Origin of the sequence: Bacillus cereus group sp. BfR-BA-01349 (genome assembly GCF_022663795.1) — a bacterium.
Taxonomy (GTDB): Bacteria; Bacillota; Bacilli; order Bacillales; family Bacillaceae_G; genus Bacillus_A; species Bacillus_A cereus.
In genome coordinates this window covers 149,384-176,180 of the sequence record NZ_JAKUGE010000001.1, presented here as the reverse complement: position 1 = coordinate 176,180, position 26,797 = coordinate 149,384, and the positions used below count along the sequence as shown (strand labels likewise).

Genomic DNA, 26,797 nt, shown 5'->3' with positions numbered 1-26,797 from the left:
CTCCTACATTGCATGAATCTAGTGTACCCAAACTTTAGATTATGTAGAGGAATGGAACCACTGTAGGGTTTCATTTCTCATGTTTGAATCAGTTGATGGTAATTATGTTTCCGCATTTCATAATTATTATCAGTGATATATGTAAGGCATCCATATGAAAATAAGAGGCTGTTCAAAGGTTTTCCGTACTTTTGGGCAGCCTCACCCCGTTAAAAGGACGATACTTTATGTATCGTCCTTTTTGTATAAAAAAACATCCAATCAATTGAGAGATTGATTGGATGTGAAAAAATTATTAATAATTTTTTTTGCGTTTTGTAGCTAAAATACTTAATAATCCAGCTAGTAGAAGAACAATACCTACTGTTTGTGTAGGGTCTTCTTTATGACCTGTATTTGGAAGGTACTTATCCGTATTTCGATCATCTTGCTGTTTGTTATCTGTTTTATTCGATGTTTCTTCGGAAGTTCCGTTTTCGTGTTTCTCAGATATTTCATTGCTTTTGTTTTCTTCTTTATTTGGAGGAGTAATTGGCTTGTCATCTCCACCTGAAGAAGATTCAATTTTTTTATTTGAAACTGTAATTTGTAGTGGCGTAGCTTGGGCTTTATCAATTGTAAAGTTTATTGGTGATGCATCTAATTGATAGCCTTTAGGAGCCTTTGTTTCTACTAATTGATAATTATCAGGTTTCAAATCATTTACGATTACTTTTCCGTGTTGATCTGTTTTTAAACCTTCTCGGATGACTTTTCCATCTTGGTCTAAAATATTGAAAATGGCACCTTCAAGTGTTCCATGGTGATCAATATCAACTTTAGTTAACTCAATTGAACCTGTTGTTAAACTATTTAAGGCTGTAACAGAGGTAACCTGAGATTGTCCTTTCGTAATTGTGAAAGGAATTGGTTTAACGTTTAAATCATAGCCAGTTGGAGCTTTCGTTTCAATGAACTGATAATCTCCCGGACGTAAATCAGAAACAGAAATCTTCCCATCTTTATCAGTAGTTAAATCAGTGCGAACAATTTTACCTTTCGCATCGATGATGTTAAACACTGCATCAGAAAGTTTTGTATCTGGATTTATATCATCCACTTTTATTAATTCTACAGCACCCTCAGTTAAGCTATTTGTAGCAGTAACTTGGAGCTTTTCTTTTTGGCTTTTCTTAATTGTAAACTTAATAGGTGTACTATCTAATTTATAGTGTTCAGGAGCTTTCGTTTCAATAAACTGATAGTCCCCAGGATGTAAATCAGAAACAGAAATTTTTCCATGTACATCTGTTGTAAGCTCAGTGCGAATGTCGTTACCATTCATATCAGTAATTTTAAATATCGCATCTTTAAGAGCAGTACCATCTACATCATCTACTTTAGAAAGTTCCACAGTGCCTTTCGTTAAGCTATTTGTAGCTGTAACGGAGATAGGATCAGCTTGGCTCTTTGTGATTGTGAATGGAATTGGCTCTTTGTTTAAATCATAGTGTTTCGGAGCCGTTGTCTCGATGAATTGATAATCACCAGGACGTAGGTCAGAAACGCTAATTTTACCTTGTTGATTCGTAACAAGATCTTTGCGAATTACAGTGCCATTCATATCCACAATTTTAAATACTGCGCCTTCAAGAGTAGTGCCATCGACGTCATCCACTTTAGAAAGTTCCACGCCGCCTTTTGTTAAACTATTTTTCATAGTAACGGTAGCAATATCTTTTTGGCTTTTTTTAATTGTAAATATAATTGGTTTTTTGTCTAAATCATAGTGTTCAGGAGCCGTTATTTCAACGAATTGATACGTACCAGGACGTAAGTTTTCGATAACGATTTTACCTTCACTGTTTGTTTTTAAATCTGTTTTAAGTACTTTGCCATCTTGATCTAGTAAATGAAATACCGCATCGGCAAGTTTTGTTTGAGTGTTTAAATCATCAACTTTAAGTAATTCGATACTACCTTGTTTTAAGCTATTTGTAGCAGTTAAAGAAATAACTTTCTTCTGTCCTTTTTCAATAGTGAATTTGATTGGTGTTTCATCTAAAACGTAATGCTTAGGAGCTTTCGTTTCGATGAATTGGTAATCACCAGGACGTAGGTCGTTAATTTCGATTATTCCTTGTTCATTTGTAACAAGGTCTTTATGAACTACATCACCGTTCATATTAACAATTTTAAATACTGCATCTTTAAGAACAGTGCCATCAACATCGTCTACTTTAGAAAGTTTAACTGCACCCTTTGTTAAAGCATTTGTAGCAGTGATATGAAGAGTTTCAGTTTGGCTCTTTTTAATTGTAAATACGATAGGTTTTTTATCTAAATCGTAATGTTCAGGAGCAATTGTTTCAACGAATTGATACGTACCAGGACGTAGATTTTCAACAACAATTTTACCTTCAGCATTTGTTTTTAAGCCTTCTTCAACTAGCTCACCGTCTGCATCTAATAAATTAAATACGGCGTTAGAAAGTTTTGTATTTATATCAATATCGTCAATCTTTGTTAGTTCAACGCTACCTTTTTTTAAAGCATTTTTGCCTGTAACATTGATCTCTTTCGCTTGACTTCTTTCAATTGTAAATGGAATCGTTGTTTCATCTAATACATAGTGCTCAGGAGCTTTTGTTTCAATGAACTGATAGTCTCCAGGGTGTAAATCAGAAACAGAAATTTTTCCGTTTTTATCAGTAACAAGATTCGTATGAACTTCCTTACCATTCATATCAACAATCTTAAAGATTGCACCTTCAAGCATCGTACGATCGATGTCATCAATTTTTGTTAATGTTACCGCACCTTTCTTTAAACTGTTAGTAGCAGTAACAGTAATATTCTCTTTTTGACTTTTTTCGATAGTGAACGGAATAGGATCTTTGCTTAAGGTATAGTCTTTTGGAGCTTTTACTTCAATAAATTGATAGTCTCCAGGACGTAAATCAGAAGCAGTAATTTTACCGTTTTTATCAGTCGTTAAACCTTTTCTAATTACCTTTTTAGTATCATGAGCGTCAACGATTATAAATTCTGCACCTTCAAGAGTAGTGCCATCAACATCATCAACTTTTGTTAAAGTGACGCCACCTGTAAGTAAACTATTTTTTACAGTAACAGGGATAGGAAGATCTTCCTTACTACCTTTTTTAATTGTGAACTTAATAGGTGTTTTGTCTAATTTATAATGTTCAGGGGCTTTTGTTTCGATAAATTGATAATCCCCTGGTGCTAAATCAGGAATAACTAATACTCCGTGATCATCTGTTGTTAAATCTTTCATAATTTCTTTGCCAGTTGCGTCTTGCAATGTGAATACAGCGCCGGCAAGAGCTTTACTACTTTCCACATCATCTTCTTTAATAAGTTTAACTTTTCCTTTCGTTAAACTATTTTTAAATGTAAGTGGAAGGAGTTTTTGTTGTCCTTTTTCGATTGTAAATTCAATTGGTTCTACATTTACATCGTAATAAGTTGGAGCCTTTGTTTCGATAAGTTTATAGTTACCAGGACGTAAGTCATCTACAACTAGCATTCCTTTACTATTCGTAACAAGGTCCGTACGAACATCTTCATTAGTATCTCTATTAACGATTTTAAATACTGCACCTTCAAGTGTTTCCTTTTCATCTGCAGCATTCACTTTTGTTAACTCAATACCGCCTTTTGTTAAGCTGTTTTTAGCGGTAACAGTAGCCTGAGTTGTTTGACTTTCTGTAATCGTAAATTTAATTGGTTTTGTATTTTTGTCGTAATACTTCGGTGCTGTTACTTCGATAAATTTATAATCGCCAGGGCGTAAGCCAGTAGCAATAGCTTTACCATCCGCACCAGTTTTTATATTTTCGCGAATGACTTTCTTTTCATCATTTGCATCAACAATTTTAAATACAGCACCTTCAAGAGCTGTACCATCGACATCATCAACTTTTGTTAATTCAACATCTCCTGGTTTTAAAGCATTTTCAGCTTTCACAAGTAGAGTTTCTTTCTGACTTCTATCGATTGTAAATTCAATAGGTTCTGCTCGTAAAACGTAATGTTCAGGAGCTGCTATTTCAATAAATTTATACGTACCAGGACGTAGGTTACTAACTTTAACTTTACCGTGTTTATCAGTAGTTAAGTTAGTGTGAGGGGAAACGTCATTATTATTGGTATCGACAAGCTTGAATACAGCACCTTCAAGTGGTTTTTTCTCACCAAACTCATCAACTTTTAATAATTCAACTTCGCCCGTTTTTAAGCTGTTATTTGCCGTAACAGTAGCAAGAGCTTGTTGGCTTTTATCAATTGTAAACTCGATAGGGTTTGTACTTAACGTATAATCCTTAGGAGCTTCTGTTTCGATAAATTTATAAACACCAGGCTCTAGATCTTTAACGGTAACTTTTCCATCTGAACCTGTTTTTATATTTTCACGAATTACTTGTTTCTCGTCATTCGCATCGACAATTTTAAATACAGCACCTTCAAGGGCAGTGCCATCGACATCATCGAATTTCGTTAAAGTGACACCACCTTTAATGAGGTGATTTGTCGCGGTAACAGTAAGTGCTTTCTGTTGGCTTTTTTCAATTGTAAATTTAAGCGGTTTTTTATCTATTTCATAATGTTCAGGTGCTTTCTCTTCAACAAATTGGTACTCTCCAGGAAGTAAATTTTTCGCTTCGATTTGTCCGTTACCATTTGTCGTTAATTTGGTATAACCAGGAATTCTTTTGTTATTTTGGTCCCGTACACTAAATACAGCACCCTCTAAAGGATTACCCTCTTTATCAACTTTTGTTAGGATAGCTGAGCCTCTAATTAAGCTGTTTTGGGCCGTTTTATTAATTACTGTTGTTTGATCTTCCTCGATTGTAAATTCAATAAGTCGATCATCTAATTGATAATGCTCAGGAGCCTTTATTTCTTTTAAGTAGTAAGTTCCTGGTTTTAAATTATCTACAGTAATTTGTCCTTTATCATTTGTTGTTAATTTTTCGTGTTCTGAAATTATTTTTTTGTCTTTATCAAGTAGTGTGAAAACGGCACCTTGCAGTGTGACATTTTTATTCAGGTCATCAGACTTTGTTAAAACTACTTTACCGACAAATTTCTTATTTGCAAGTTTATATGTTGTAGTCTCTTGTGTACCAAGTTCAACAATTTTCCCTTGTTTTAAATCCCAGCTAATTACATAGCCTTCAGGAGCCTTTGTTTCTTTTAATAAATATTTATCGCGTTTTAAATTATTAAATTTAGCGATACCGTCTTTGTCTGTTGTAATTTTACGGATAACAGTTTTACCTGTACGATCGTATAAAGTAAATTCTGCCCCAGCTAATAGTGCGTTCTTATTGTCGTTATCTACCTTTATAATTTCAAGGTTTCCACGGCCTTTAGTAGCAGATCCTCCGCCTGAACCAGAAGACATTCTCACTTCAATCGTTTCAGTAGTTTCTGTGTTTTTAACTGTCAACTTATTGCCTGTGATTTTCGCTTTATTACTTACTTTTTCTTTATCATCTGCATTAATAAGTGAGCGATATTCTAAAATATAAGCTCGATCAATTTTTTTCAAGAAGGCAATTTCGAAATGTTGCTTTCCGGTATTATTGTCTGTTGTTATTTTGAGTTTATAGTCTGTTCCTTCTTTTAATTCGTTTACTGTATCTTTTGTTAAATTTCCATATGGATCAACAATTGTAGGATATAAGTGGAATGAATCTTCCACAATTACCTGGTTTTCGGTTGGGTCATCTGTTACAACGGCATCTGCAATGGTTGATTGGCTTTCGTTAATTGCAATACTCCAATTAATATAGTTGTCGTCTTGCACAGCTTTTTTAGTAACGAAGCTGCCACCTTTATTTACTTGAGTGTCACCTGTAAGGGTGTTTACGATTTTAGAGCCATCTTTTAAATCTGCCTCGTTTTTGTAGGTGCCTTGGATAAGTTCACCATCAAGGCTTGTTTTAAAGATAATATAGTAAGGTGAATTAATTGATTGTTTGAAATGAACCTTTAGGGTGTTTTTATTTTCCTCTGTAGGTTCTTCAAGTTCATATTTCTCAGTTGGTACAGCATTACCAGGTTGTGCATTATCAGGATTTCCATTTAAAATCATATCGCGCACTTCAATGGATCCAGGCACTAACTTTTGTTTATCTTGTATGACGTCTATAACATAAGGATCTTTAATCTCAACATTATTATAGTTAAAGCCTATTATCCAAGTAATTTCCTTCGTTTGGGCGTTATAAGAACCGTATTTATAACCATTTGCCTTTGTGAAAGTATCAGGATCGAAATTAGCTTCAACTTTATTTGATTGTGGATTAGAATCCGTATCTATCCAAGAAAGGTTACCTGTATTTTTAAATGAAGTTTTACCACTTTCTAGCTTTGTATAATCAAAGTCTGTCGTATATTTTACGACTAATGTCTTTGTCATATTAGACTGATACGTACCTATAAGAGTGATTTTGAAGCCTTTATCTGTTACATCTAAAACATAGTCAGTCCCAGCTTGAAGGGTATAATTTCCGTCTTTAATTTCTAGTTTCTTATCTTTTAATTGTAATCCACCATGATCAAAGGTGTCCGTAATAATCGCGTTGTTTAATGGATAGTTGTTATTATTTACTATAATTGTCCAAGTTGTTGTTTTGTCTTTATAATTTGTTTCAGCTTTATTATTAAATTTAATAATATTTTGCTGCTTGAAGCTAGCTTCATTTTCTTTACTTGAATCATTATCAGCTGTAACTTTATTTTTTACTTTTCCATCTTCTATAACTTTATTAGTTGGCTTGGTTTTATAGGTAATCACATAAGCACTATTAATATCATCATTAAACTGTAAATCGAATCCATTCTTCTTGTTACTTACAGTGTAATTATTAACAGCGTCCCCTGTTACAAGCGTTCCTTTTTCATTATATGAAGCGTTTTTTACAACAATAGAATTTGCATCTAGTTCGTGTGTATCGTCAAAAATATCTTTTAAAATCGCATCTGCTTTTTTGATCTCTCTTTGATCACCATTGTAAGTAATTGTCCACTCAATTGTTTGCGTCTTTGGATCATATTTACTTGTTTTATTTAAGTGTGTACCACGAGAAACCGTTACAGTAGAGCTTGCGTTTTGTTGCTTTTGATTATCACTCGTTATCGTAACGTTATTTCGGAAACTTTTAATATTTTCATCAGTAATTTTTGTGGTATATTCGATTTGATATGCTTTATTGATAGAATCTTTGAAAGCAATCTCCAATTTTGAACCATCTGATGAAATAATATTGTAATCTGTTGGCTCAGCTTCTGCACCACGCGTTACATTCCCATTAACATCAACTTCTAAATAATAAACTTTAATAGAATCTTTATTTAAGTTTGTACCTTGTGGAATGTTATCTTTAAAAATAGCGTTTTTAAGGGTGTCTTGCGTTTTGTTCATCTCTACTTTCCAATTAATTTCATTTGTATTAATTGGTCTATCAGGTAATCCTTTTTTATTCGTAGCTGTTTGTACATTAGGCTTAAAGTCAACTGTAATAGAAACATCCTTATCTTTAATCGGGAAAGGAATTTCTTGTGTTGTTGTACCTTTAATTTCAGCTTTATTAAATTCTGTCTTTAATTGTAGGTTACCAGCAACATCTGGATGCTCTTCAACATAATCGTTGAATGTCATCGTGACTTTTCCATCTTTTGTAACAGTAAAATTACCAATTTGATGGTTTTCACTATCATATAAAGGACTGTTAATTGTATTGTAAATCTTAAAATGTTTAGGAAGATCAAAAATATAGTAATCTCCATTTTTCACATTCATTGATTTTAAAAGTTCCCATGTAAACTCAATATTGGCAGGGGAATCTGTACTTGGACGGTTATCCTCTGTAAATGGTTTTCCGTCTTTATCCGTCAACTTTACACCGGTTAAAATGTTTGTTGTTATTTGCTTTGGACCTGAATTTGTATTCTCAGCAGGGTCGCTTGATAGCTTTTGTTCTGGATTGTCAGTAGCAATTTTAGCTGCTGGGTTTTGTTCCAGATTATCAGTGGCAGTTTTAGCTGCTGGGTTTTGTTCCGGATTATCAGTGGCAGTTTTAGCTGCTGGGTTTTGTTCCGGATTATCAGTAACAGTTTCAGTTGCTGGGTTTTGTTCCGGATTATCGGTAACAGTTTTAGTTGCTGGGTTTTGTTCCGGATTATCAGTAACAGTTTTAGTTGCTGGATCTTGCTCCGGATTGTCAGTAACAGGTTTAGCTACTGGATCTTGCGCTTGTTTATTAGTATCCTGTTTGGTGCCATCTTCTTTAGAGTTTTCTACTTGAACGGGAACTGATATAGGCTGAACCATTGTTCCTAAAGGAAAAGCGATTTGAACTGATTTTTCCCCAGGTTTTAAAGTTGAGTTAAACACAGTATCAAATTTAATTTTTCCTTTAGCGTCTTTCAAATTTTCTACTTGATCATTAAATATTAATTTTAATTTATTATCTTTAGCTGTTATAAAATATTGACCAATATTTTTTTGATCTGTTACTAAATCCCCTTGCAAATCTTTAGATACTTTTAATGCAAGTGGTATTTGAACTACTGCTGTATCATTTGCGTGTGCAACTTGTCGATCCTTTATTGACCAAGCGTATTCTACTTGAATGGTTGATCCTATCTTTATTAAATTGTTAGGATTTTTTGCTTCGTCAATAATATGATTCGTTGCATCTTTCATTTCAACAGTGTCAAATAAGGAATCTCCTGTTAAGGTTTCCGCTTTTACTTGATTGTATGGAAAACTAGCAAGTTGCGAAAATAGTACGAATACAATTAAACATACATTGAAAAGTTTTTTCATTTTTCCTCCTCTGAACATTCATTTGTCCATTGGGGACTTATTCCACATGAACAAATGGAATATTAAAAGTATTTGTTAAGCTATTTACTTTTTGCTTTTTGCTATCCCTCCATTTCTATACACGTTCTCAGACAAACAGAATTATGTTCAAAGTAAAATTGTTTAACGTAAAACAAAATGTATATTTACACAGTTCTATGGAAATATACACAATTCGACAAAAAAAGTCGAAAAAAATACTGATATAAAGAATGATATCAGACCTTTATATGCGAGATAGTTTTCATGTATATCTAGTAAAAAAGAATGGTTATAAAGGTAAGTTTTACGATACATACTAACCAATGTAGTGTATCCCTTTGTGAAGGCTTATTTTTGCCTTAAAGTTATGTGGAAATAAAAATCTAGATAGGGTTGGTTTTGGTCAGAATGAAGACAATATGTACTTTGAAAATAGTCATCTATTTTGTCTAAAGAGAGTTGTGCGATTAGTGGACCGAAGTTGAAAGATGATAGTTTCTTACATTGTTAGATAAATATAAGGATTACAGAATATTCGACTAATACGTTACTGCGGTCATTTTTGAGACTGTTTAAACAATAAGAAAGAAGGTGTTTTACTCCTTAGTTACAATATCTTTTTAATAAAGATAAGCTTAAGTAACCTTCGCTAAAGATTATATACTTAAATGATAAAGAGTTCAACAATAGTTCACATATTTTCCCAAAAATAAAAACGGCTATTTTATGTGGAATAAATCTACAAAACAGCCGTTTTTGATATTAGATTTCTGTTAAAATTATTGGTTCGCCGCGCGTTACGACAACGGTATGTTCACATTGTGCAACAAGACTTTTATCAGGTGTAACGAATGTCCAACCGTCGTCACCACGTTCAATAATATGATCAGCTTTCATAGAGATGAACGGTTCTACAGCGATAACAAGACCGTCTTTTAGAAGCGCATTATCCATTGGATCATAGTAACTTAAAATGTGATTTGGTGCTTCATGTAAGCTAAGACCAATGCCGTGACCAGTTAAGTTTTGAATAACATTGTATCCACTTTTATGTGCGAAGTTTGAAACAGCACGACCAATTTGATTTTGTTTTGAGCCAGCTCTAACCTTTTTCATTGCTGCCCAAAATGCATCTACCGCTGCTTGGCAAAGTTTTTCTTTTGCCTCGTCTTCTCCAAGAACAAATGAAATGCCTGTATCTGCATAATAGCCATCAAGTGCAGCAGATACATCGACGTTTACTAAGTCGCCTTCTTTTAATACACGATCTCCTGGAATACCATGAGCAACTTCTTCATTTACACTAATGCAAGTTACACCTGGAAAATCATATTCTTTTTCAGGTGCAGAAATAGCACCATGCTCATCTAATACTTTTTTACCGATCAAATCAAGCTCTTTCGTTGTCATACCTGGCTTCGCTTGTTTTTTCATTTCTTCACGTGCAAGCGCAACGATGCGGCCGATTTTTCGTAAGCCTTCTAAATCTTGTTCATTACGAATAATCATGAAAACCACTGTCCTTCCTCGAATATATATCTTATCCGATTGTATCATGTTTATTTTCGTCCTGCTACTCGCTTGCGGTATGCAGGTTGATTCCTCTCATAAAGAATACATGACAATTGTCATATCGATGTCATGACGCATCATACTGTTTCCTAAGTTTTCCAAGTAATACAATGTAAATATAAGAAACAGCGGGGGTGGAGAGATGGAAAAGATTATTGAAGTAAATGATGTTTCTAAAACATTTAAACATAAAAACGCAGTAAATAATGTTTCATTTCATGTAAATAAAGGGGAAATAGTAGCGTTGCTTGGTCCGAATGGTGCTGGGAAAACAACGACGATGTCGATGATGCTTGGATTAAAGGAACCAACGGAAGGTAAGGTCTCTATATTTGGAAAGAGTCCAAAGCATAGAGATGTTCGTAATAGCCTCGGTGCGATGCTGCAAGAAGTAAGTGTCATTGATAGTATTACGGTGGAAGAGGCAATTGAGTTATTCCGTAGTTATTATACGAATCCTATAGAGAAAGAGACGTTACTGCAGTTATCAAATTTAGAATCAGAGCGAAAGCAAAGATGTGAGAAATTATCAGGTGGGCAAAAAAGAAGGTTAAACTTTGCGCTTGCACTTGCGGGAAATCCGGATTTGTTATTTTTAGATGAGCCGACAGTCGGAATGGATATTACGTCTCGAAGAACGTTTTGGGAAACGATTCGAAAGTTAGCAAGTGAAGGGAAAACGATTATTTTAACGACGCATTATTTAGAAGAAGCAGATGCTTTAGCAAATCGTATCTTATTATTTGCGAACGGAAAGATTATCGCAGATGGTACACCAGACGAAATGAAAGCAACGATTTCGAGAAAAACAATCACATTTTACTCAAAGGAAAGCATTCCTACAAAATTACTAAAGGAATTACCAAAAGTAATAGAAGTAAAGTCAAACGAAGGACGCTTCATTTTAACAACGGAGGATACGGATGCAACTTTAAAAGCCATTTATCAAAGGAGTTTACCTGTAACAGATGTTTCAGTTGAACGTGGAAGTCTTGATGAGGCATTTGAACAATTCGTTGCAAATCAGAAGGAGGAAATCGCATGAGAGCGTTATGGATGCAGTGCAAAATAGAAATTTTACGTACATTCCGCAATAAATTATTTATCTTTTTCTCATTATTAATGCCTGTTATGTTTTACTACATTTTCACAAATGTTGTTCAAGTACCACAAAACGGAGATGCGTGGAAAGCACATTATTTAATTTCGATGGCAACTTTCAGTATTGTAGGGACTGCACTCTTTAGTTTCGGTGTAAGACTTTCTCAGGAAAAAGGGCAAGGATGGACACATCTTCTAAAAATTACACCGCTTCCAGAGGGAGCATATTTAACAGCAAAAATTATCGCTCAAACAGTAGTAAATGCTTTTTCAATATTGGTTATCTTTATTGCAGGGATACTAATTAATCATGTTGAGTTAACGGTAGGGCAATGGATTGGTGCGGGGTTATGGTTATTGTTAGGGGTAACACCATTTTTAGCGTTAGGAACAGTAATAGGTTCCATTAAAAAGGCGGACGCAGCTGCTGGCTTAGCAAATATTTTAAATATGAGTTTAGCCATAGTTGGCGGGTTATGGATGCCGATTGAAGTATTCCCCAAAATATTAAGAACGATTGGTGAATGGACACCAACATACCATTTCGGAAGTGGTGCGTGGGATATTGTAGCTGGAAAATCAATTGGATGGGAAAATATCGCGGTATTAGGAGGTTATTTCCTTATATTTGTTGTAGTATCAATATATATAAGAAAAAGACAGGAAGCGGTATAAATGATAGAGAAGAAGAGGATTGAGATTTTTCCGAAACATATGGGATTCTTTCCGTACATGTGGTTTGTTTATCTATTATTTCCAATTTATCACTTAGCACAAGCATCAGGATGGAAGCTTGTGCTAGGGAGTGGTATGTTGATACTCTTTATTATCACATACCGTCAGCTTTATTTTGTTCAGAAGACGTTTATTTTATGGGCATGCATTCAAATGATACTCATCTTTTTATTTGCTTTATTTTATAATCCTTTTATGATATTTTTTGGCTTTTTCACAGCAAGTGCGATGGGATTTGCGCCAAATAAGAAAGTATTTCGAGTGCTGTTATGCTCGTTAGTTATAATGCTTGGAGCATTTTTATTTGTAAATATGAATCAACTAACACCAACAAGTTTAGTAAATATCGTCCCGATGTTTATTTTAATGCTTCTTACGCCATTTGGTATGCGTAATTTTAATCAGAAAAAGATGTTAAGAAATCAATTAGATGAGGCGAACGAGCAAATTAAAGACTTAGTAAAACGTGAAGAACGGCAGCGGATTGCAAGAGATCTTCATGACACATTAGGGCATACGTTATCTCTTATTACTTTGAAAAGCCAGCTTGTAGAGAAGTTAATCGTAAAAAATCCAGAGCGTGCAAGTGCGGAAGCGAAGGAAATTACACAAACGTCTCGTACAGCCTTAAAACAGCTGAGAGAATTAATTTCTGATATGCGTATGATTACGGTAGAAGAAGAGCTAGAGCAAATAAAAGCGATCTTACAAGCAGCTAATATTAAATTAGAAGTGAGGCAAGAAGCAAGATCGAGCTCGTTATCACCAATTGAACAAAATATTGTCGGGATGTGTTTACGTGAGGCCGTTACAAATGTTGTAAAACATAGTAAGGCGACGCGGTGCGCAGTTTCTGTATTAGAATCGCAAGGTGAGCTGATTTTGAAAGTAGAAGATAACGGAATCGGTTTAACAGATCAAAATCATGATGGAAATGGTATTCGCGGCATGAAAGAACGAATTGCTCTTATTGATGGATTTGTTGAACTAGGTACAATCAATCCAGGGACGTTGTTAACAGTAAAAGTTCCAGTTGTTATTAGAACAGGAAAAGATGAGGTGAGGGCATGATCCGAATTATTATTGCAGAAGATCAGCGGATGCTTCGTGGTGCGTTAGGGGCTCTGCTTGATCTAGAAGATGATATCGAGGTAATTGGACAAGCGGCAAACGGGGAAGAGGCGCTAAAATTAATTGAATCGTTAAAACCGGATATAAGTATCATGGATATTGAAATGCCGATTCAAAGTGGATTAGATGTTGCTGAAGCGTTAAAGAAAGAAAAATCATCATGCAAAGTAATGATTTTAACAACATTTGCACGGCCGGGATATTTTGAAAGAGCAATGAAAGCTGGTGTGCACGGCTATTTATTAAAGGATAGCCCAAGTGAAGATTTAGCTGCAGCAATTCGTAATGTAATGAAGGGGAAACGAGAGGTCTCCCAAGATTTAATGTTTGGCTTATGGCAGGAGCAAAATCCGTTGTCAGATCGCGAAAAGGAAGTATTGTTGCTTGCGAAAGAAGGAAAGACAGCAAACGAAATTGCGAAGGCACTTTATCTTTCACCGGGTACAGTACGTAATTATATTTCTGAAGTATTAGCGAAGCTTGATGCGAAAAATAGAATTGAAGCAATTACAATTGCGGAAGAAAAGGGATGGATATGAAAAGAAGTTTACCTATGATTGGTAAACTTCTTTTTTTATTATTGTACCGCTATTACTTTATTTATTTTTTGTAACGGTTTGTAACCGTGTGCTTCAAATGCCTTTGCAAATTCATTTGATACGGCAGTGCCATATAAATCTTTTGCAGCTTGTACGATGTGAGATTGAAGTGATTCAAAGTCTTCAGCGGAAGTTGCATAATTTTGCAATGCACGCATAACAACTTTACTGACTTTTTCATTGCCTTGTTTTTGGACAGCAATACCGTTATATGTTTTACCTTCAGCTAATTGATATAATACGTGACTGATAATACCAGAATTCACGTGTGATTCTTGATTATTACCATCGTTATAGAAATCTTGTAAATTTGTATATAGTTTATGACCGCCGTCACCAATTTCCCTTGGGATATCACGAATTGTTAGGCCACCTAATGTATCGCCCATAATCCAGTTTCCTTTATCTTTCTTTACGTAATATTCGATTTGTGTACCCCAGAAATCCGCTACTCCCTCGTTTAGTGCAGATGTTTCAGCACTTGGATATCTCACGACTTTATTTTTCGTCGTGCCACTAAATACAGCATGTCCAAATTCATGAGCTGTTACATCAAGAGCGGATGTTAGTTTTCCGTCTAAACCATCACCAAATACAATTTGGTTCCAAGCGGGATGCCAAAATGCATTTACATAGTCTTCTTTTACACCATCACTAACTTTAGTAGAATCAAAACCGTGTACACTAGCAACAACTTTTGAATCTTTATTGTCGTAACTTTTTAGATTATGTTCTTTCTTAAAGTAATCGTAAATATCACTCATGTTCTTCATAGCGCCCGCGGCTTCTTTATCTGCAAAACTAGGAGTACTACTTGAAATTAGTGTCCCTGGATAACCAGCTTGACTATATCCCCCGAGGGAATCAGCGTAGTTTGCATTATAAATATAAATACCATTTCCGCGTGATAAATCCGCTAAATAAAATTTTCCATCAGTTCCTTTGGCAATATTGAAAGAGATGTTTTCTTGAAGTGCATTTTTCCCAGTTCCTTGCTCACTTGCAGGGGATAATCTAGGTGATGTTACTTGATTTATAGTCTTATTCTCTTTGTTTTTAATGAATTTTTCTTGAAAAAGTACTTCGCCAGTTTTTAAATCAACGATAGCATTGCCGTTTATAATTTGTTCATTGTTTTCATAAGTAAATGTAATAACAGTTGCGAATGTATAATAGCCATCTTTTTTCTTATAAACAACGGTTTCGTTAGAGAATTCTGTCTCAACTGCATCACTTGGAATTTGAACTATATCGCGTAATTTAGATTTTACTTCATTTTTCGACAAAAAATTTGTTATAGTAAGATTAGGTTGTTGATTTAAATTTTGAACAACTTTACCACTAACAGTTGTGATTACTCCATTTTTATCTACTTTTACAATAAGATCTTGGCCATATACTTTATAGTTTTTATATGTTTGTGCAAGGCGAACTTCGGTTTGATTTTCTTTGGTTTCTTTATTTGTAGGTTGGAAATCTACATTTTTTTCAGTAGTGACTTGTTCTTGTTGAGCTTTAGCCCCGTTTACCTCACCTTTTAAATACTTTTTCGCAATATTTTCTTTCGTATCATTTTGAGGTTCTGTTAATTTTCCAATTGTTAAACCTGGCTGAGCAATTTCAACTTTGACTTCATTTTTATCTAATTCTTGGGCATGAATAGCTTCTGTTGATAAAGGGCAAAGAAGACCGAATGTAACGAAAGCACTAGCAAGTTTTCTATAATTCATCTATAACACTCCTAATCTATTATTGTATGTGAGATGAATTGTATGAAAAATTTGCCGAATTATATATATATTATGCATTATTTCATATCAAAAATTGTCGAATTCACATTATTGTAGTGGTATGACAACTTAAAAACTAGATTGTTATAATGGGATGGTGAGTAAGTATGCACGCAGAAAAATTAGGAAGTGAAATTAAGAAAATTAGGGTGATGAGAGGATTAACACAAAAACAGTTATCCGAGAACATATGTCATCAATCGGAAGTAAGTCGAATTGAATCGGGCGCGGTATACCCAAGTATGGATATATTGCAAGGTATTGCAGCAAAATTACAAGTTCCCATTATTCATTTTTATGAGGTACTTATTTATTCTGATATTGAGAGGAATAAGCAGTTAAAAGATCAAATTATTCTGCTTTGTAAGCAAAAAAAATATAAAGAAATTTATAATAGAGTATGCAATGAATTGAAAAAGGAAGAATATCATCCCGAGCTTCAGCAATTTCTTCAATGGCAATATTATGTAGCTGCTTACGTATTGAAAAAAATCGATTACGAATATTGCATTTTAGAATTAAAGAAATTGCTCAATCAACAACTGGTAGGAATAGATGTATATCAGAACCTTTATATTGAAAACGCAATTGCAAACATTTATGCTGAAAACGGCTATTTGAAGCAGGGTATTGATTTGTTTGAAAATATATTAAAACAACTAGAGGCATTGCATGATAATAAAGAGTTTGATGTGAAGGTGAGACATAATCATGCAAAAGCATTATACATAGACAATCAATACGAAGAAGCGCTTTGTCACGCAAATAAAGCCATTGACCTATCGTGTCGAATTAACAGTATGACATTGATTGGACAGTTATACTTTCGAAAAGGTGAATGCCTAGCAAAACTTGGGTGTGATAGAGCAGAAATTGAAGATGCTTACGAAAAAGCATGCTTCTTTTTTGATATATTAGGAAACCATGAATTAAAAGAATCACTTATAAAAAAAATGAAGAAATAAAAAAGACATAAAGAACAAATATGCATAATTGCATAAAGTCTGGATAATTTTTCATGATATATTTAAAGAAAAAATGCGGGTGATGGAATATGAAAAAACTACTTATTGGTAGTTTACTAACGTTAGCGATGGCATGGGGTATTTCATTAGGAGATACAGCATTAGAGAAAAACCAAATAATTTCTCATAATAATCAAGAGATACAATTAGCTAATGAAGTACCTTTTGAGTTCTAAAAAACAACCGTCTTACTTAGACGGTTGTTTTTTTATGGAGTAACATCCAAACATCTTTACTAGAAACAGGTTTGCTAATAAAGAATCCTTGAATGTGATCACAATTTTGTTTATGTAAAAATTCCCATTCTTCTTCCGTTTCTACACCTTCTGCAATCACTTTTAAATTTAGTTCTTTTGATAGTGTAATAATGGAAGAGACAATTGCTTCTTCTAAAGGGCTAGTTGTAATTCCACAAATAAACTCTCGAGCGATTTTTAATGTGTTGATTGGATATTTTGTTAAATAAGCTAAAGAACTATAACCAGTTCCAAAGTCGTCGATTGAAATTTGAATACCGAGATTTTGAAGTTGTTCTAGTTTTGCAACTACAGATTGATTTTGATTAATCGCGATGCTTTCCGTAATTTCAATATCTAGTGCTTCTGGTTTTAGTTCTGTTTCTTCCAACACCTTTGAAATAGTTGGGATTAAATCTGCATGGTTAAATTGAACAACAGATAAATTTACACCAACTTTTAAGTGAGAAAAACCTTGATTATGCCATCTTTTTGCCTCTAAACAGGCAGTACGTAAAATCCAATTGCCAAGTTCAATAATAAAACCAGTTTCCTCTGCTAGAGGGATAAATTGGGCAGGAGATACGATACCGAGTTTTGGATGCTTCCAACGTATTAATGCTTCAAAACCGATAATTTGTTTTGTTTTTGTGCTTACTTGTGGTTGGTATTCAAGGAAAAATTCATTTTGTTGTAATGCTTTTGAAAGTTCACCTTCTAAGAATTGAATTTCATTTTGAGCGATACTCATTTCTTTTGAGAAGAAAACAAATCTGTTTTTTCCATTTGCTTTCGCACGGTACATAGCCATATCAGCATTTTTCATTAATTCATTTACATCAGTTCCATAATCAGGGTACATCGCAATTCCGATACTTGGTGTAATAGAGAGTTCTTCGCCTTGAATGAAGAATGGTTTGTTTAAAATAGTTAAAATCTGTTCAGCTATAAAAATTGCACTTTTTTCTGAGTACATTTCTGGTAATAGAATTGTAAACTCATCTCCACCTTGGCGAGCGACGATATCTTTTGAACGCAAGCAACCGCGTAATCTTTTTGCTACTTCAATTAATAATAAATCTCCGACGTCATGACCAAGTCTATCGTTAATTTTTTTAAATCGATCTAAATCAAGGAATATGACGGCGACATCATTTGCGTTAGTTTGAGCTGTATTTAAAATGGCTTTTAAATCTTTTTCGAACTTTCGGCGATTTGGTAATCCAGTAAGTGCATCGTGAAAGGCTAAATGCTCTACTTGTTTTTGTTTTTCGTATAAAGTGGTAATATCACGCGCTATCCCAAACATTCCGACCACTTCTTTGTTTATAAAAGTAGGGATAAGTGTAATATGAAGATAATAATAATAGCCTTCTTGTTCTTTTGTACGAACTTCTAACGTTTGTGGCCTACCTTCCTTTGTAATTTGTAAAGCCTTCTTTAGTAGTTCGTGGTCTTTTGAATCAATGAAGTGTACCAGAGAATAGCTTGCCACTTCGCAATAATAGGCAGTAAATAAGCTTTCGCAAGCCTTATTAGATTGTTGAAAAATGCCATTCATATTTAAAGAGAAAACGGCATCGGGATGATCTTCGAATAAAGATTTATAGCGTTGTTCACTTTTTGATAATGCAAATGCACCTTCTTCAACTTCGTCCTCTAGTTGTGTAGTCAACTGTTCGTATGTAAGGATTAGTGCTTGATTATCTTTCCACATGTAAAGTTGCCGCAAGAATAACAAAATAAGTGATAATACGAGACCAATTAACATAAATTTATCATCCCAAGGTTGAATGATAATAAAGGAAAAAGTAATAATTATACTAAAATAAGGTAGTATAAAACGTACATAATCGAATCGATAATATTTTGCTTTCGTTTCATGTTGCATTGGTTTATCCAAGATATATAGTATGGAAGAAAGTCCAATTAATAAAATAGAAGCAGTGTGTATTAAATAATTAAATTCAGGAGAAGTTTTCATCCCAAAATTTAATTGAAACAGATGAATGTAACCGTATACGAGTATAATAGTGAAACCGATAATTAATGCGATTCTACTAGAAGAATATTGTTCTCTTCTATATAGACTAATAACGGCGTAAATTACTAATGATTGTGCAATAAAATAGCCAATTAAAATCCAAGTTTCCTTTGTTAGCATACGGAAGCTTGAAAGGTCCAAGATAAAAGTTAAAGTGAAATAAATGTTCATAATAACAATAAATATGCTATCGAATGAAAATTGAGCAAGACCCTTAATAGAGTAAATTTTTATAAACTTTATAGCAAATCCAACAAAGAGTAAAACATATTGTATGATAAAAAAAGGTAATGCTTTATATGAGAATATAACTTGCTTATGAATAGAAAGTGAAGGAAGAAATAAAGTTATCTCCATAGCTAACCCGCATAGACAAGTACATAATAATAAAATCCAAAATAATTTATCACCAGGCGTCATTTTTCTAATCGCTTTACATAAGCAATAGCAAGAAAAAAGTGCAGCGAAACAGAATAAGAAAAGAATCCCGATTTCTTTTATATTCGACTCACTTGGTATAAGGAATATCCAAAGAGCAAATATAAATATGTATATTATGACAGATTGTATATACTTTTTTTGATTAATCATATTATGACTCCGTTTCAATAAAGTTGAATCTCGGGGAGAAAATGCTAATTTAAATAATAGCATATAAAATAGAATATTTTTTACTATAAAAATTACTTTTTTGAAAAAATGGTGCAAAGTTACAATTTACCACTGTAACATTGCACCACTTATTCTTTTAATTCCTCTTATAGCAGAAAGTTCATCTATTAATTGGAATAGTGCTAAGTCTTTTTGTTTACTTTCAATCATAATATCGAAATTATGATTATTTTTTTTTGCAATGTGTAAGAAAGGCTTAATAAACTCTAAATCGATATATTCAGCATGAGCCCTAAATTCTTTTTCCGATCTCGGGGAGGAAATGTGAACTTTAGGAGAGATATTTGTATGTGACCAAGTTTCAAAAATTGCAGGAAGCAACTCTTCTAGTGGTTCCTCGCAAAGGTTGGCCATATGATGATGATAATCAAATACAAATGGAATATTTTCTTTTTGGCAAATTGATAAAGTTTCAGCGGTTGTATAGGTTTTATCATCATTTTCAAGAGTCATTTGTTTTTTTATATGTGTAGGAAGTTTTTTTATGTTTTCATGGAAGCGTTCAATTGCCTTTTCTTTATTTCCATAGGCTCCACCTACATGAATATTAATGTAAGAAGAATCTGCAATGCCTATAGCATCCAATATTTTATAATGGTAAGTCATATCCGTAATAGCGTTAGTAGTAATATGTGGCTTGTCGCTTGTAAATAGCGTAAATTGATTTGGATGAAAACTTATTCGTAAATTGTGTTCTTTAATTAAAGCCCCTATTTTATGCCAAAGTGGTGTGAATAACCCAATATAGTCAAACTCGACTTCGGGATGTGTTGCAAGTGGGACGATGGAAGACGATAGGCGATATAGTGGGATTTCATGTGCTATATTGTAATGAAGGATACGTATTGTGTGCTCTAAATTTTGCCTTATAACATGGTACAGTTTGTCTTCTCGTTCTTGCTTGCTAAGTTTCTTAAAGCTCGTAAACGTCATTGTTTTGGCAGGAGAACAGTCCCAGAGTGCCATTGCATGTGAGACATATCCAAACCGTATAATCATATGAGATACACCTCTTTTATTCATTGTCTTTCCTATAAAAAGAAAGCAAGCATTGTTCCAATCCATTCCTTTCCTCTATCGATAAGAGAAGGCGGGTTTACATCGCTATAGGAAAGTACGGATGCATTCTCTAGATCTTGATGAAATTTATTTTTTACTGTTTGAATGAAATGTTTATTATATAACAGGCAGTTTATTTCATGATTAATATATAAACTTCTCATATCAAAGTTTGCCGTTCCGATATCACAAATATCATCGTCCACTATAATAATTTTGGCGTGAAAAAACCCTTGTTGAAATGCATAAATATTGCAACCAGCCTGTATTAATTTTCGGCAGTACGGGAATTTTGCTTCCCGAACGAGAGGGTGATCAGCTTTTTCTGGAACAAGAATTGTGATTTGAACCCCTCTTTCTCTTGCTTTTAATAAGGCATTCATAATTTTTTTTCCAGGAATGAAATATGGTGTACCGATACAGATTTCTTTTTTTGCTCCGTTAATTAAATGTAAAAAAGTATGCTGTAAATAAGCACCATCAGTCGGAATAAATTGATGCAGGATGGTACCTGGTTGTTGTTTTGGAAAATAAAGAGAAGCATCCAATAAATTCTGTTTCGTATCATCAAACCAATCATGCAAAAATTGCTTTTGTAAATCTTGAACCCCTTCTCCTGTAAGACGTAAATGATAGTCTCGCCATAATCCTAAGTGTTCATTATGCCCTAGATACTCTTCGCCAATATTAAATCCCCCGATATAGCCGGTTTTCCCATCAATCACTGTGATTTTTCTATGATTTCTTTGATTGGCAGAAAAGAAAGGAAGAGGAAATTTTACCTTATGACAAAATGAAAAAGATACACCATGTTTTTGCAGGGAGCGAATAGCTTCGTTTGATAAAGAATGGCTGCCAAATCGATCAAGTAAAAGTCGTACTTCAATTCCTTCCTGAGCCTTATCAATCAACAATTTTAAAAATTCACGACTGATTTTATCGGTTTTTACAATGAAGAATAAAATATGAATGTGGTGCTGTGCTTGTTTTATGTCAGTAAATAAAGCGTCATATAAATCTTTCCCGTATGTATAAAGGCGAAAATCACTTTGACGTAAAGGGAAAGTGCGAGAGCTTACCCGTTTTAAATGAAGAAGTCTCCCGTATGAAAGGTCAATTGTAATCCAAAGAGCAACGGATATTAACAAAAGAGATAAGTAGAGCATCAGTGAATTCCCTCCTTCGCATTCTTTTCACCTTCAGTGTGTTACAAATGATACGGGTAGCACGGTTGTTATTATAAAGTTCATCAGAGGATAGTATGTTGCATTGATGAAAGTTGCACTTTATCCCGCTTTAAAGGGCAGTAAGCCTCACACCTCAAAAACTGTTGAATAAGTAGAAGTTAGTTTGGAAATCAACTGCCCGTAAAAGCCCGATTGGTTCAACTAATAATCAGCGGGGGAAGAACCGCCCCTACTGATTAAAGTTTCACTTTATAGTTTCACCGAAATAAACAGCTTTATGAAAAAATGTGTTGTTCTATAACAAAAAACTGTTGACTGAATGCTCACTCATTATATAATGGGGATAGGGGATATAATTCAGAAAATTATATATTTTTGAAGATTCAAAAAGAAAGAGGGCTTACAAAGAGAGGGGTAGCATAAAAATGAATAGCTTACTGATTATTAATTGGCTGGCTGCCATTGCTGTTATTGCTTATGCAGGATATTTGTTTGTATATCTTATACGGACGAGAATGGCCTACATACAATTAGGAAAAAAATTTGAGTTTGACCGTCGTTTTAAAGAGCGTTGGGATCTCCTTAAGGTCAATGTTTTCGGTCAGAAAAAGCTGCTGAAAGATAAGAAAAGCGGCATCATTCACGTTATGTTCTTTTACGGATTTATTCTTGTCCAATTTGGAGCAATTGACTTCGTTTGGAAAGGACTCGCACCAGGATCACATCTTCCACTTGGACCACTATACCCTGCATTTACATTCTTCCAGGAAATTGTCACACTTGTTATTTTAATTGCAGTATTTTGGGCTTTTCATAGACGTTATGTAGAAAAGCTTGTTCGTTTAAAACGTAACTTCAAATCAGGTCTTGTTCTTATCTTTATCGGTGGTTTAATGATTTCTGTGCTACTTGGTAACGGTATGGGACTTATATGGCATGGCGAGGAGCTTTCATGGAGTGAACCAATTGCTTCTGCAATCGCTTACGTTTTTAGCGGGGTAAATGAAACCGTAGCCATTTCAGTGTTCTATTTTTCTTGGTGGGTGCATTTACTAATTTTGTTAACGTTTTTAGTGTATGTTCCACAATCAAAACATGCGCATTTAATTGCAGGACCAGCTAATGTATTCTTCGGTCGTCTTTCAAACCCAGGGAAGCTTGAAAAGATTGCTTTTGAAGATGAAACGCAAGAAACATTTGGTGTTGGTAAAATTGAAGACTTTAGACAAAATCAACTTATTGACTTATACGCTTGTGTAGAGTGTGGCCGTTGTACAAATATGTGTCCGGCAACAGGAACAGGAAAAATGTTATCGCCGATGGACTTAATTTTAAAACTTCGCGATCATTTAACTGATAAAGGAGCTGCGGTAACATCAAAAGCACCGTGGGTTCCAGTAGTTGCCTTCAATAATACACAAGGAAATCAGTTAGCGATGATGGCAGCTGGAAAAGGACAACAAGAATCAGCGTCTACAACGCTCGCTTACGATCCGAGTTTAATCGGAGATGTTATTACAGAAGAAGAGATTTGGGCATGTACAACGTGTCGTAACTGTGAAGATCAATGCCCAGTTATGAATGAGCATGTTGATAAAATTATTGATTTACGTCGATATCTCGTCTTAACTGAAGGGAAAATGGACGCGGAAGCACAACGCGCGATGACAAATATCGAGCGTCAAGGAAATCCGTGGGGGCTGAACCGTAAAGAGCGTGAAACTTGGCGCCAAGGTGATGACGAAGTAACAGTTCCAACTGTAAAAGAAAAATCAAAAGCTGGGGAGGAATTCGAGTATTTATTCTGGGTTGGTTCAATGGGATCATACGACAATCGTAGTCAGAAGATTGCGATATCGTTTGCGAAGTTAATGAACGAAGCAGGCATTTCATTCGCAATTCTCGGTAATAAAGAAAAGAATTCTGGAGATACACCACGCCGCCTTGGGAATGAATTTGTATTCCAAGAGATGGCGACAAAGAATATCGAAGAATTTGAAAAGGCAGGAGTGAAGAAAATCGTTACGATTGATCCTCATGCTTATAACACATTTAAAAATGAGTATCCGGACTTTGGCTTGCAAGCAGAAGTCTATCATCATACAGAATTGTTAGCTCAGTGGGTGAAAGAAGGGCGCTTAAAGCCTGTTCACGCTATTGAAGAAACAGTTACGTACCATGATTCCTGTTATTTAGGAAGATACAACGAAGTGTATGAAGCGCCACGTGACATTTTGAAAGCGATTCCTGGAGTGAATCTTGTAGAAATGGCACGTAACCGTGAAACGGGAATGTGCTGTGGCGCAGGTGGTGGCTTAATGTGGATGGAAGAAACAACAGGTTCACGTATTAACGTTGCTCGTACAGAACAAGCATTAGCTGTACAGCCATCCATTATCGGTACAGGTTGTCCATATTGCTTAACGATGATCAGTGATGGAACGAAAGCGAAAGAGGTAGAAGAGAAGGTTCAAACTCTTGATGTGACAGAGATTTTAGAACGATCTGTTATCGGACAGAAAAAAGAAGCGATGTAATTTGTAAGAATGTATACAACTTTAGAAAGAGGTGCAATGATTGCACCTCTTCTCAACGTAGGGATACCGAGCGAGCGCTCAGTGTTAAAAAATGAAATGGGGGAAAGAAACATGAGTAAAACAGTTATTTTAAGTGCTGCAAGAACACCAGTTGGAAAATTTGGAGGATCTTTAAAAGATGTAAAAGCGACGGAACTTGGAGGAATTGCAATTAAAGCAGCGCTGGAAAGAGCAAATGTTGCGGCTAGTGATGTTGAAGAAGTTATATTTGGAACGGTTATTCAAGGTGGACAGGGGCAAATTCCATCGCGCCAAGCTGCGAGGGCTGCTGGAATCCCTTGGGAAGTGCAGACGGAAACAGTGAATAAAGTTTGTGCATCAGGACTTCGTGCGGTTACGTTAGCGGATCAGATTATTCGTACTGGCGATCAATCACTGATTGTAGCCGGCGGTATGGAGTCGATGAGTAACAGTCCTTACATTTTACGCGGAGCAAGATGGGGATACAGAATGGGTAACAACGAAGTTGTTGATTTAAACGTTGCTGACGGTTTAACATGCGCATTTTCAGGTACACACATGGGTGTTTATGGTGGAGAAGTTGCGAAGGAAGATGGAATTTCTCGCGAAGCGCAAGATGAATGGGCATATCGTAGCCATCAGCGTGCGGTTTCAGCGCATAAAGAAGGGCGTTTTGAAGAGGAAATCGTGCCAGTAACGATTCCGCAAAGAAAAGGCGATCCTATTGTCGTTGCAAAGGATGAGGCGCCACGTGAAGATACAACGATTGAAAAGTTAGCAAAGTTAAAACCTGTATTTGATAAGACAGCGACGGTGACAGCTGGTAATGCCCCGGGACTAAATGATGGTGGTGCCGCACTTGTATTAATGAGCGAAGACAGAGCGAAGCAAGAAGGAAGAAAGCCATTAGCGACAATTTTGGCGCATACAGCAATTGCAGTGGAATCTAAAGATTTCCCAAGAACGCCAGGTTATGCAATTAACGCATTGCTTGAAAAAACAGGCAAGAAAATTGAAGACATCGATTTATTCGAGATTAATGAAGCATTTGCAGCGGTAGCAATTGCAAGTACAGAAATCGCAGGAATTGATCCGGAAAAATTGAATGTAAATGGCGGCGCGGTAGCGATGGGACATCCAATTGGAGCAAGCGGAGCGCGCATTATCGTTACACTAATCCATGCACTTAAGCAGCGCGGCGGCGGAATTGGAATTGCTTCGATTTGTAGCGGTGGCGGTCAAGGGGACGCAGTGATGATTGAAGTTCACTAATTAAAGTTCGAGGGTATAAAATTTATTAACAATTAAGGGGGAAGAAAAAATGGGTGTACAAAACATTGTTGTAATTGGTGCAGGGCAAATGGGGTCAGGAATTGCACAAGTATGTGCAATGGCAGGATATGACGTGAAGGTACAAGATTTAAAGCAAGAGCAATTAGATAGAGGATTGGCTATCATTACGAAAAACTTAGCCCGCCAAGTAGAAAAAGGACGCATGAAGGAAGAAGAGAAGGAAGCGACATTAAATCGTCTTACAGTAACGCTTGATTTAGATTGTGTGAAAGAAGCGGATCTTATTATTGAAGCAGCTGTTGAGAAAATGGATATTAAAAAGAAAATCTTTGCGAATCTAGATGAAATTGCTCCAGAACACGCAATTTTAGCGACGAATACGTCATCTCTGCCAATTACAGAAATTGCAGCGGTAACGAAGCGTCCGGAAAAAGTAATCGGTATGCACTTTATGAATCCAGTTCCAGTTATGAAGCTTGTTGAGATTATTCGTGGTTTGGCTACCGATGATGCGGTATATGAAGCAATTGAAGATATTACGAAAAAAATTGGGAAAGTACCAGTTGAAGTGAATGATTTCCCAGGTTTTGTATCAAACCGCATTTTACTACCGATGATTAACGAAGCAATTTATACGTTATATGAAGGTGTAGCGACGAAAGAAGCAATTGATGAAGTCATGAAGCTTGGTATGAACCATCCGATGGGGCCTTTGACACTCTCTGATTTTATCGGTTTAGATACGTGTTTATACATTATGGAAGTGTTGCATGAAGGATTAGGAGATAGTAAATATCGCCCATGTCCATTATTACGTAAGTATGTGAATGCAGGATGGTTAGGGCGTAAAACAGGTCGTGGATTCTACGTTTACGAATAAATGCCCCCTTTGTTACAACATAGTGGTCTTACCAAATTATTTAAAGGAT

15 protein-coding genes are annotated in these 26,797 nt (G+C 35.1%); 9 read left to right on the top strand and 6 right to left on the bottom strand.

All coding sequences use genetic code 11. The features are described 5' to 3' along the window. Positions 1–295: 295 nt before the first annotated feature. Together MR169_RS00795 and map are read right to left on the bottom strand one after the other, a co-directional pair. Positions 296–8,845 carry a SpaA isopeptide-forming pilin-related protein gene (locus MR169_RS00795; protein WP_242318747.1) on the bottom strand — a complete coding sequence of 2,850 codons (8,550 nt, stop codon included), beginning with the start codon at positions 8,843–8,845 and terminating at the stop codon, positions 296–298. A 783-nt stretch (positions 8,846–9,628) separates the two neighbouring features. Continuing rightward, entirely contained in the window at positions 9,629–10,423 is a 795-nt protein-coding gene (gene map / locus MR169_RS00790; protein ID WP_003313889.1) for a type I methionyl aminopeptidase, read from the bottom strand. 157 nt (positions 10,424–10,580) lie between these two features. Between map and MR169_RS00785 the strand changes: the two genes are divergently transcribed. The 4 genes from MR169_RS00785 to MR169_RS00770 are packed head-to-tail and all read left to right on the top strand — an operon-like array spanning position 10,581 to position 13,944. Next, positions 10,581–11,483: an ABC transporter ATP-binding protein gene (locus MR169_RS00785; protein ID WP_000411113.1), complete on the top strand. Its 903-nt coding sequence runs from the start codon at positions 10,581–10,583 to the stop codon at positions 11,481–11,483. Continuing rightward, positions 11,480–12,214, top strand: a complete 735-nt coding sequence (locus MR169_RS00780; RefSeq protein ID WP_001202427.1) for an ABC transporter permease — start codon at positions 11,480–11,482, stop codon at positions 12,212–12,214. Before MR169_RS00785 ends, MR169_RS00780 begins: the two co-directional genes overlap by 4 nt. Continuing rightward, positions 12,215–13,345, top strand: a complete 1,131-nt coding sequence (locus tag MR169_RS00775; protein WP_000570612.1) for a sensor histidine kinase — start codon at positions 12,215–12,217, stop codon at positions 13,343–13,345. It abuts the gene before it with no gap. Beyond that, a complete protein-coding gene (locus tag MR169_RS00770; RefSeq protein ID WP_000619244.1) occupies positions 13,342–13,944 on the top strand; it encodes a response regulator transcription factor in 603 nt (200 codons plus the stop codon). The genes MR169_RS00775 and MR169_RS00770 overlap by 4 nt, the downstream gene beginning before the upstream one ends. Positions 13,945–13,982: 38 nt before the next feature. Here MR169_RS00770 and MR169_RS00765 read toward each other — a convergent pair whose 3' ends face one another. Next, complete coding sequence (locus MR169_RS00765) at positions 13,983–15,734, bottom strand: M4 family metallopeptidase (RefSeq protein ID WP_242318746.1); 1,752 nt, start codon at positions 15,732–15,734, stop codon at positions 13,983–13,985. Positions 15,735–15,901: 167 nt separating this feature from the next. On the opposite strand from MR169_RS00765, the gene MR169_RS00760 reads away from it, so the two are divergent. Together MR169_RS00760 and MR169_RS00755 are read left to right on the top strand one after the other, a co-directional pair. After that, complete coding sequence (locus MR169_RS00760; protein ID WP_000542925.1) at positions 15,902–16,759, top strand: helix-turn-helix domain-containing protein; 858 nt, start codon at positions 15,902–15,904, stop codon at positions 16,757–16,759. An 89-nt stretch (positions 16,760–16,848) separates the two neighbouring features. Continuing rightward, the gene (locus MR169_RS00755; RefSeq protein ID WP_000734726.1) at positions 16,849–16,995 is read left to right on the top strand and encodes a quorum-sensing peptide PapR; all 147 of its coding nucleotides are present in this window, start codon (positions 16,849–16,851) and stop codon (positions 16,993–16,995) included. A gap of 16 nt (positions 16,996–17,011) precedes the next feature. Here the strand turns inward: MR169_RS00755 and MR169_RS00750 are convergent, their stop codons facing one another. From MR169_RS00750 to cls, 3 genes are all read right to left on the bottom strand, one after another. Then, the gene (locus MR169_RS00750; protein WP_061664287.1) at positions 17,012–19,690 is read right to left on the bottom strand and encodes a DUF4084 domain-containing protein; all 2,679 of its coding nucleotides are present in this window, start codon (positions 19,688–19,690) and stop codon (positions 17,012–17,014) included. 126 nt (positions 19,691–19,816) lie between these two features. Beyond that, entirely contained in the window at positions 19,817–20,770 is a 954-nt protein-coding gene (uvsE, locus tag MR169_RS00745) for a UV DNA damage repair endonuclease UvsE (protein WP_016118948.1), read from the bottom strand. 32 nt (positions 20,771–20,802) lie between these two features. Continuing rightward, entirely contained in the window at positions 20,803–21,996 is a 1,194-nt protein-coding gene (gene cls / locus MR169_RS00740) for a cardiolipin synthase (protein WP_242318745.1), read from the bottom strand. Positions 21,997–22,442: 446 nt separating this feature from the next. Between cls and MR169_RS00735 the strand changes: the two genes are divergently transcribed. The 3 genes from MR169_RS00735 to MR169_RS00725 are packed head-to-tail and all read left to right on the top strand — an operon-like array spanning position 22,443 to position 26,748. Further along, the gene (locus MR169_RS00735) at positions 22,443–24,554 is read left to right on the top strand and encodes a (Fe-S)-binding protein (protein ID WP_242318744.1); all 2,112 of its coding nucleotides are present in this window, start codon (positions 22,443–22,445) and stop codon (positions 24,552–24,554) included. A 9-nt stretch (positions 24,555–24,563) separates the two neighbouring features. After that, a complete protein-coding gene (locus MR169_RS00730) occupies positions 24,564–25,847 on the top strand; it encodes an acetyl-CoA C-acetyltransferase (RefSeq protein WP_002005994.1) in 1,284 nt (427 codons plus the stop codon). Between the two features lie 49 nt (positions 25,848–25,896). Next, positions 25,897–26,748: a 3-hydroxybutyryl-CoA dehydrogenase gene (locus MR169_RS00725; protein WP_242318743.1), complete on the top strand. Its 852-nt coding sequence runs from the start codon at positions 25,897–25,899 to the stop codon at positions 26,746–26,748. The last annotated feature ends 49 nt before the right edge of the window (positions 26,749–26,797 follow it).

Bases quoted from the DNA above. Each gene is read 5' to 3' on its own strand.
- MR169_RS00795 (WP_242318747.1), bottom strand. From the start codon at position 8,845: ATGAAAAAACTTTTCAATGTATGTTTAATTGTATTCGTACTATTTTCG.
- map (WP_003313889.1), bottom strand. From the start codon at position 10,423: ATGATACAATCGGATAAGATATATATTCGAGGAAGGACAGTGGTTTTC.
- MR169_RS00785 (WP_000411113.1), top strand. From the start codon at position 10,581: ATGGAAAAGATTATTGAAGTAAATGATGTTTCTAAAACATTTAAACAT.
- MR169_RS00780 (WP_001202427.1), top strand. From the start codon at position 11,480: ATGAGAGCGTTATGGATGCAGTGCAAAATAGAAATTTTACGTACATTC.
- MR169_RS00775 (WP_000570612.1), top strand. From the start codon at position 12,215: ATGATAGAGAAGAAGAGGATTGAGATTTTTCCGAAACATATGGGATTC.
- MR169_RS00770 (WP_000619244.1), top strand. From the start codon at position 13,342: ATGATCCGAATTATTATTGCAGAAGATCAGCGGATGCTTCGTGGTGCG.
- MR169_RS00765 (WP_242318746.1), bottom strand. From the start codon at position 15,734: ATGAATTATAGAAAACTTGCTAGTGCTTTCGTTACATTCGGTCTTCTT.
- MR169_RS00760 (WP_000542925.1), top strand. From the start codon at position 15,902: ATGCACGCAGAAAAATTAGGAAGTGAAATTAAGAAAATTAGGGTGATG.
- MR169_RS00755 (WP_000734726.1), top strand. From the start codon at position 16,849: ATGAAAAAACTACTTATTGGTAGTTTACTAACGTTAGCGATGGCATGG.
- MR169_RS00750 (WP_061664287.1), bottom strand. From the start codon at position 19,690: ATGATTAATCAAAAAAAGTATATACAATCTGTCATAATATACATATTT.
- uvsE (WP_016118948.1), bottom strand. From the start codon at position 20,770: ATGATTATACGGTTTGGATATGTCTCACATGCAATGGCACTCTGGGAC.
- cls (WP_242318745.1), bottom strand. From the start codon at position 21,996: ATGCTCTACTTATCTCTTTTGTTAATATCCGTTGCTCTTTGGATTACA.
- MR169_RS00735 (WP_242318744.1), top strand. From the start codon at position 22,443: ATGAATAGCTTACTGATTATTAATTGGCTGGCTGCCATTGCTGTTATT.
- MR169_RS00730 (WP_002005994.1), top strand. From the start codon at position 24,564: ATGTATACAACTTTAGAAAGAGGTGCAATGATTGCACCTCTTCTCAAC.
- MR169_RS00725 (WP_242318743.1), top strand. From the start codon at position 25,897: ATGGGTGTACAAAACATTGTTGTAATTGGTGCAGGGCAAATGGGGTCA.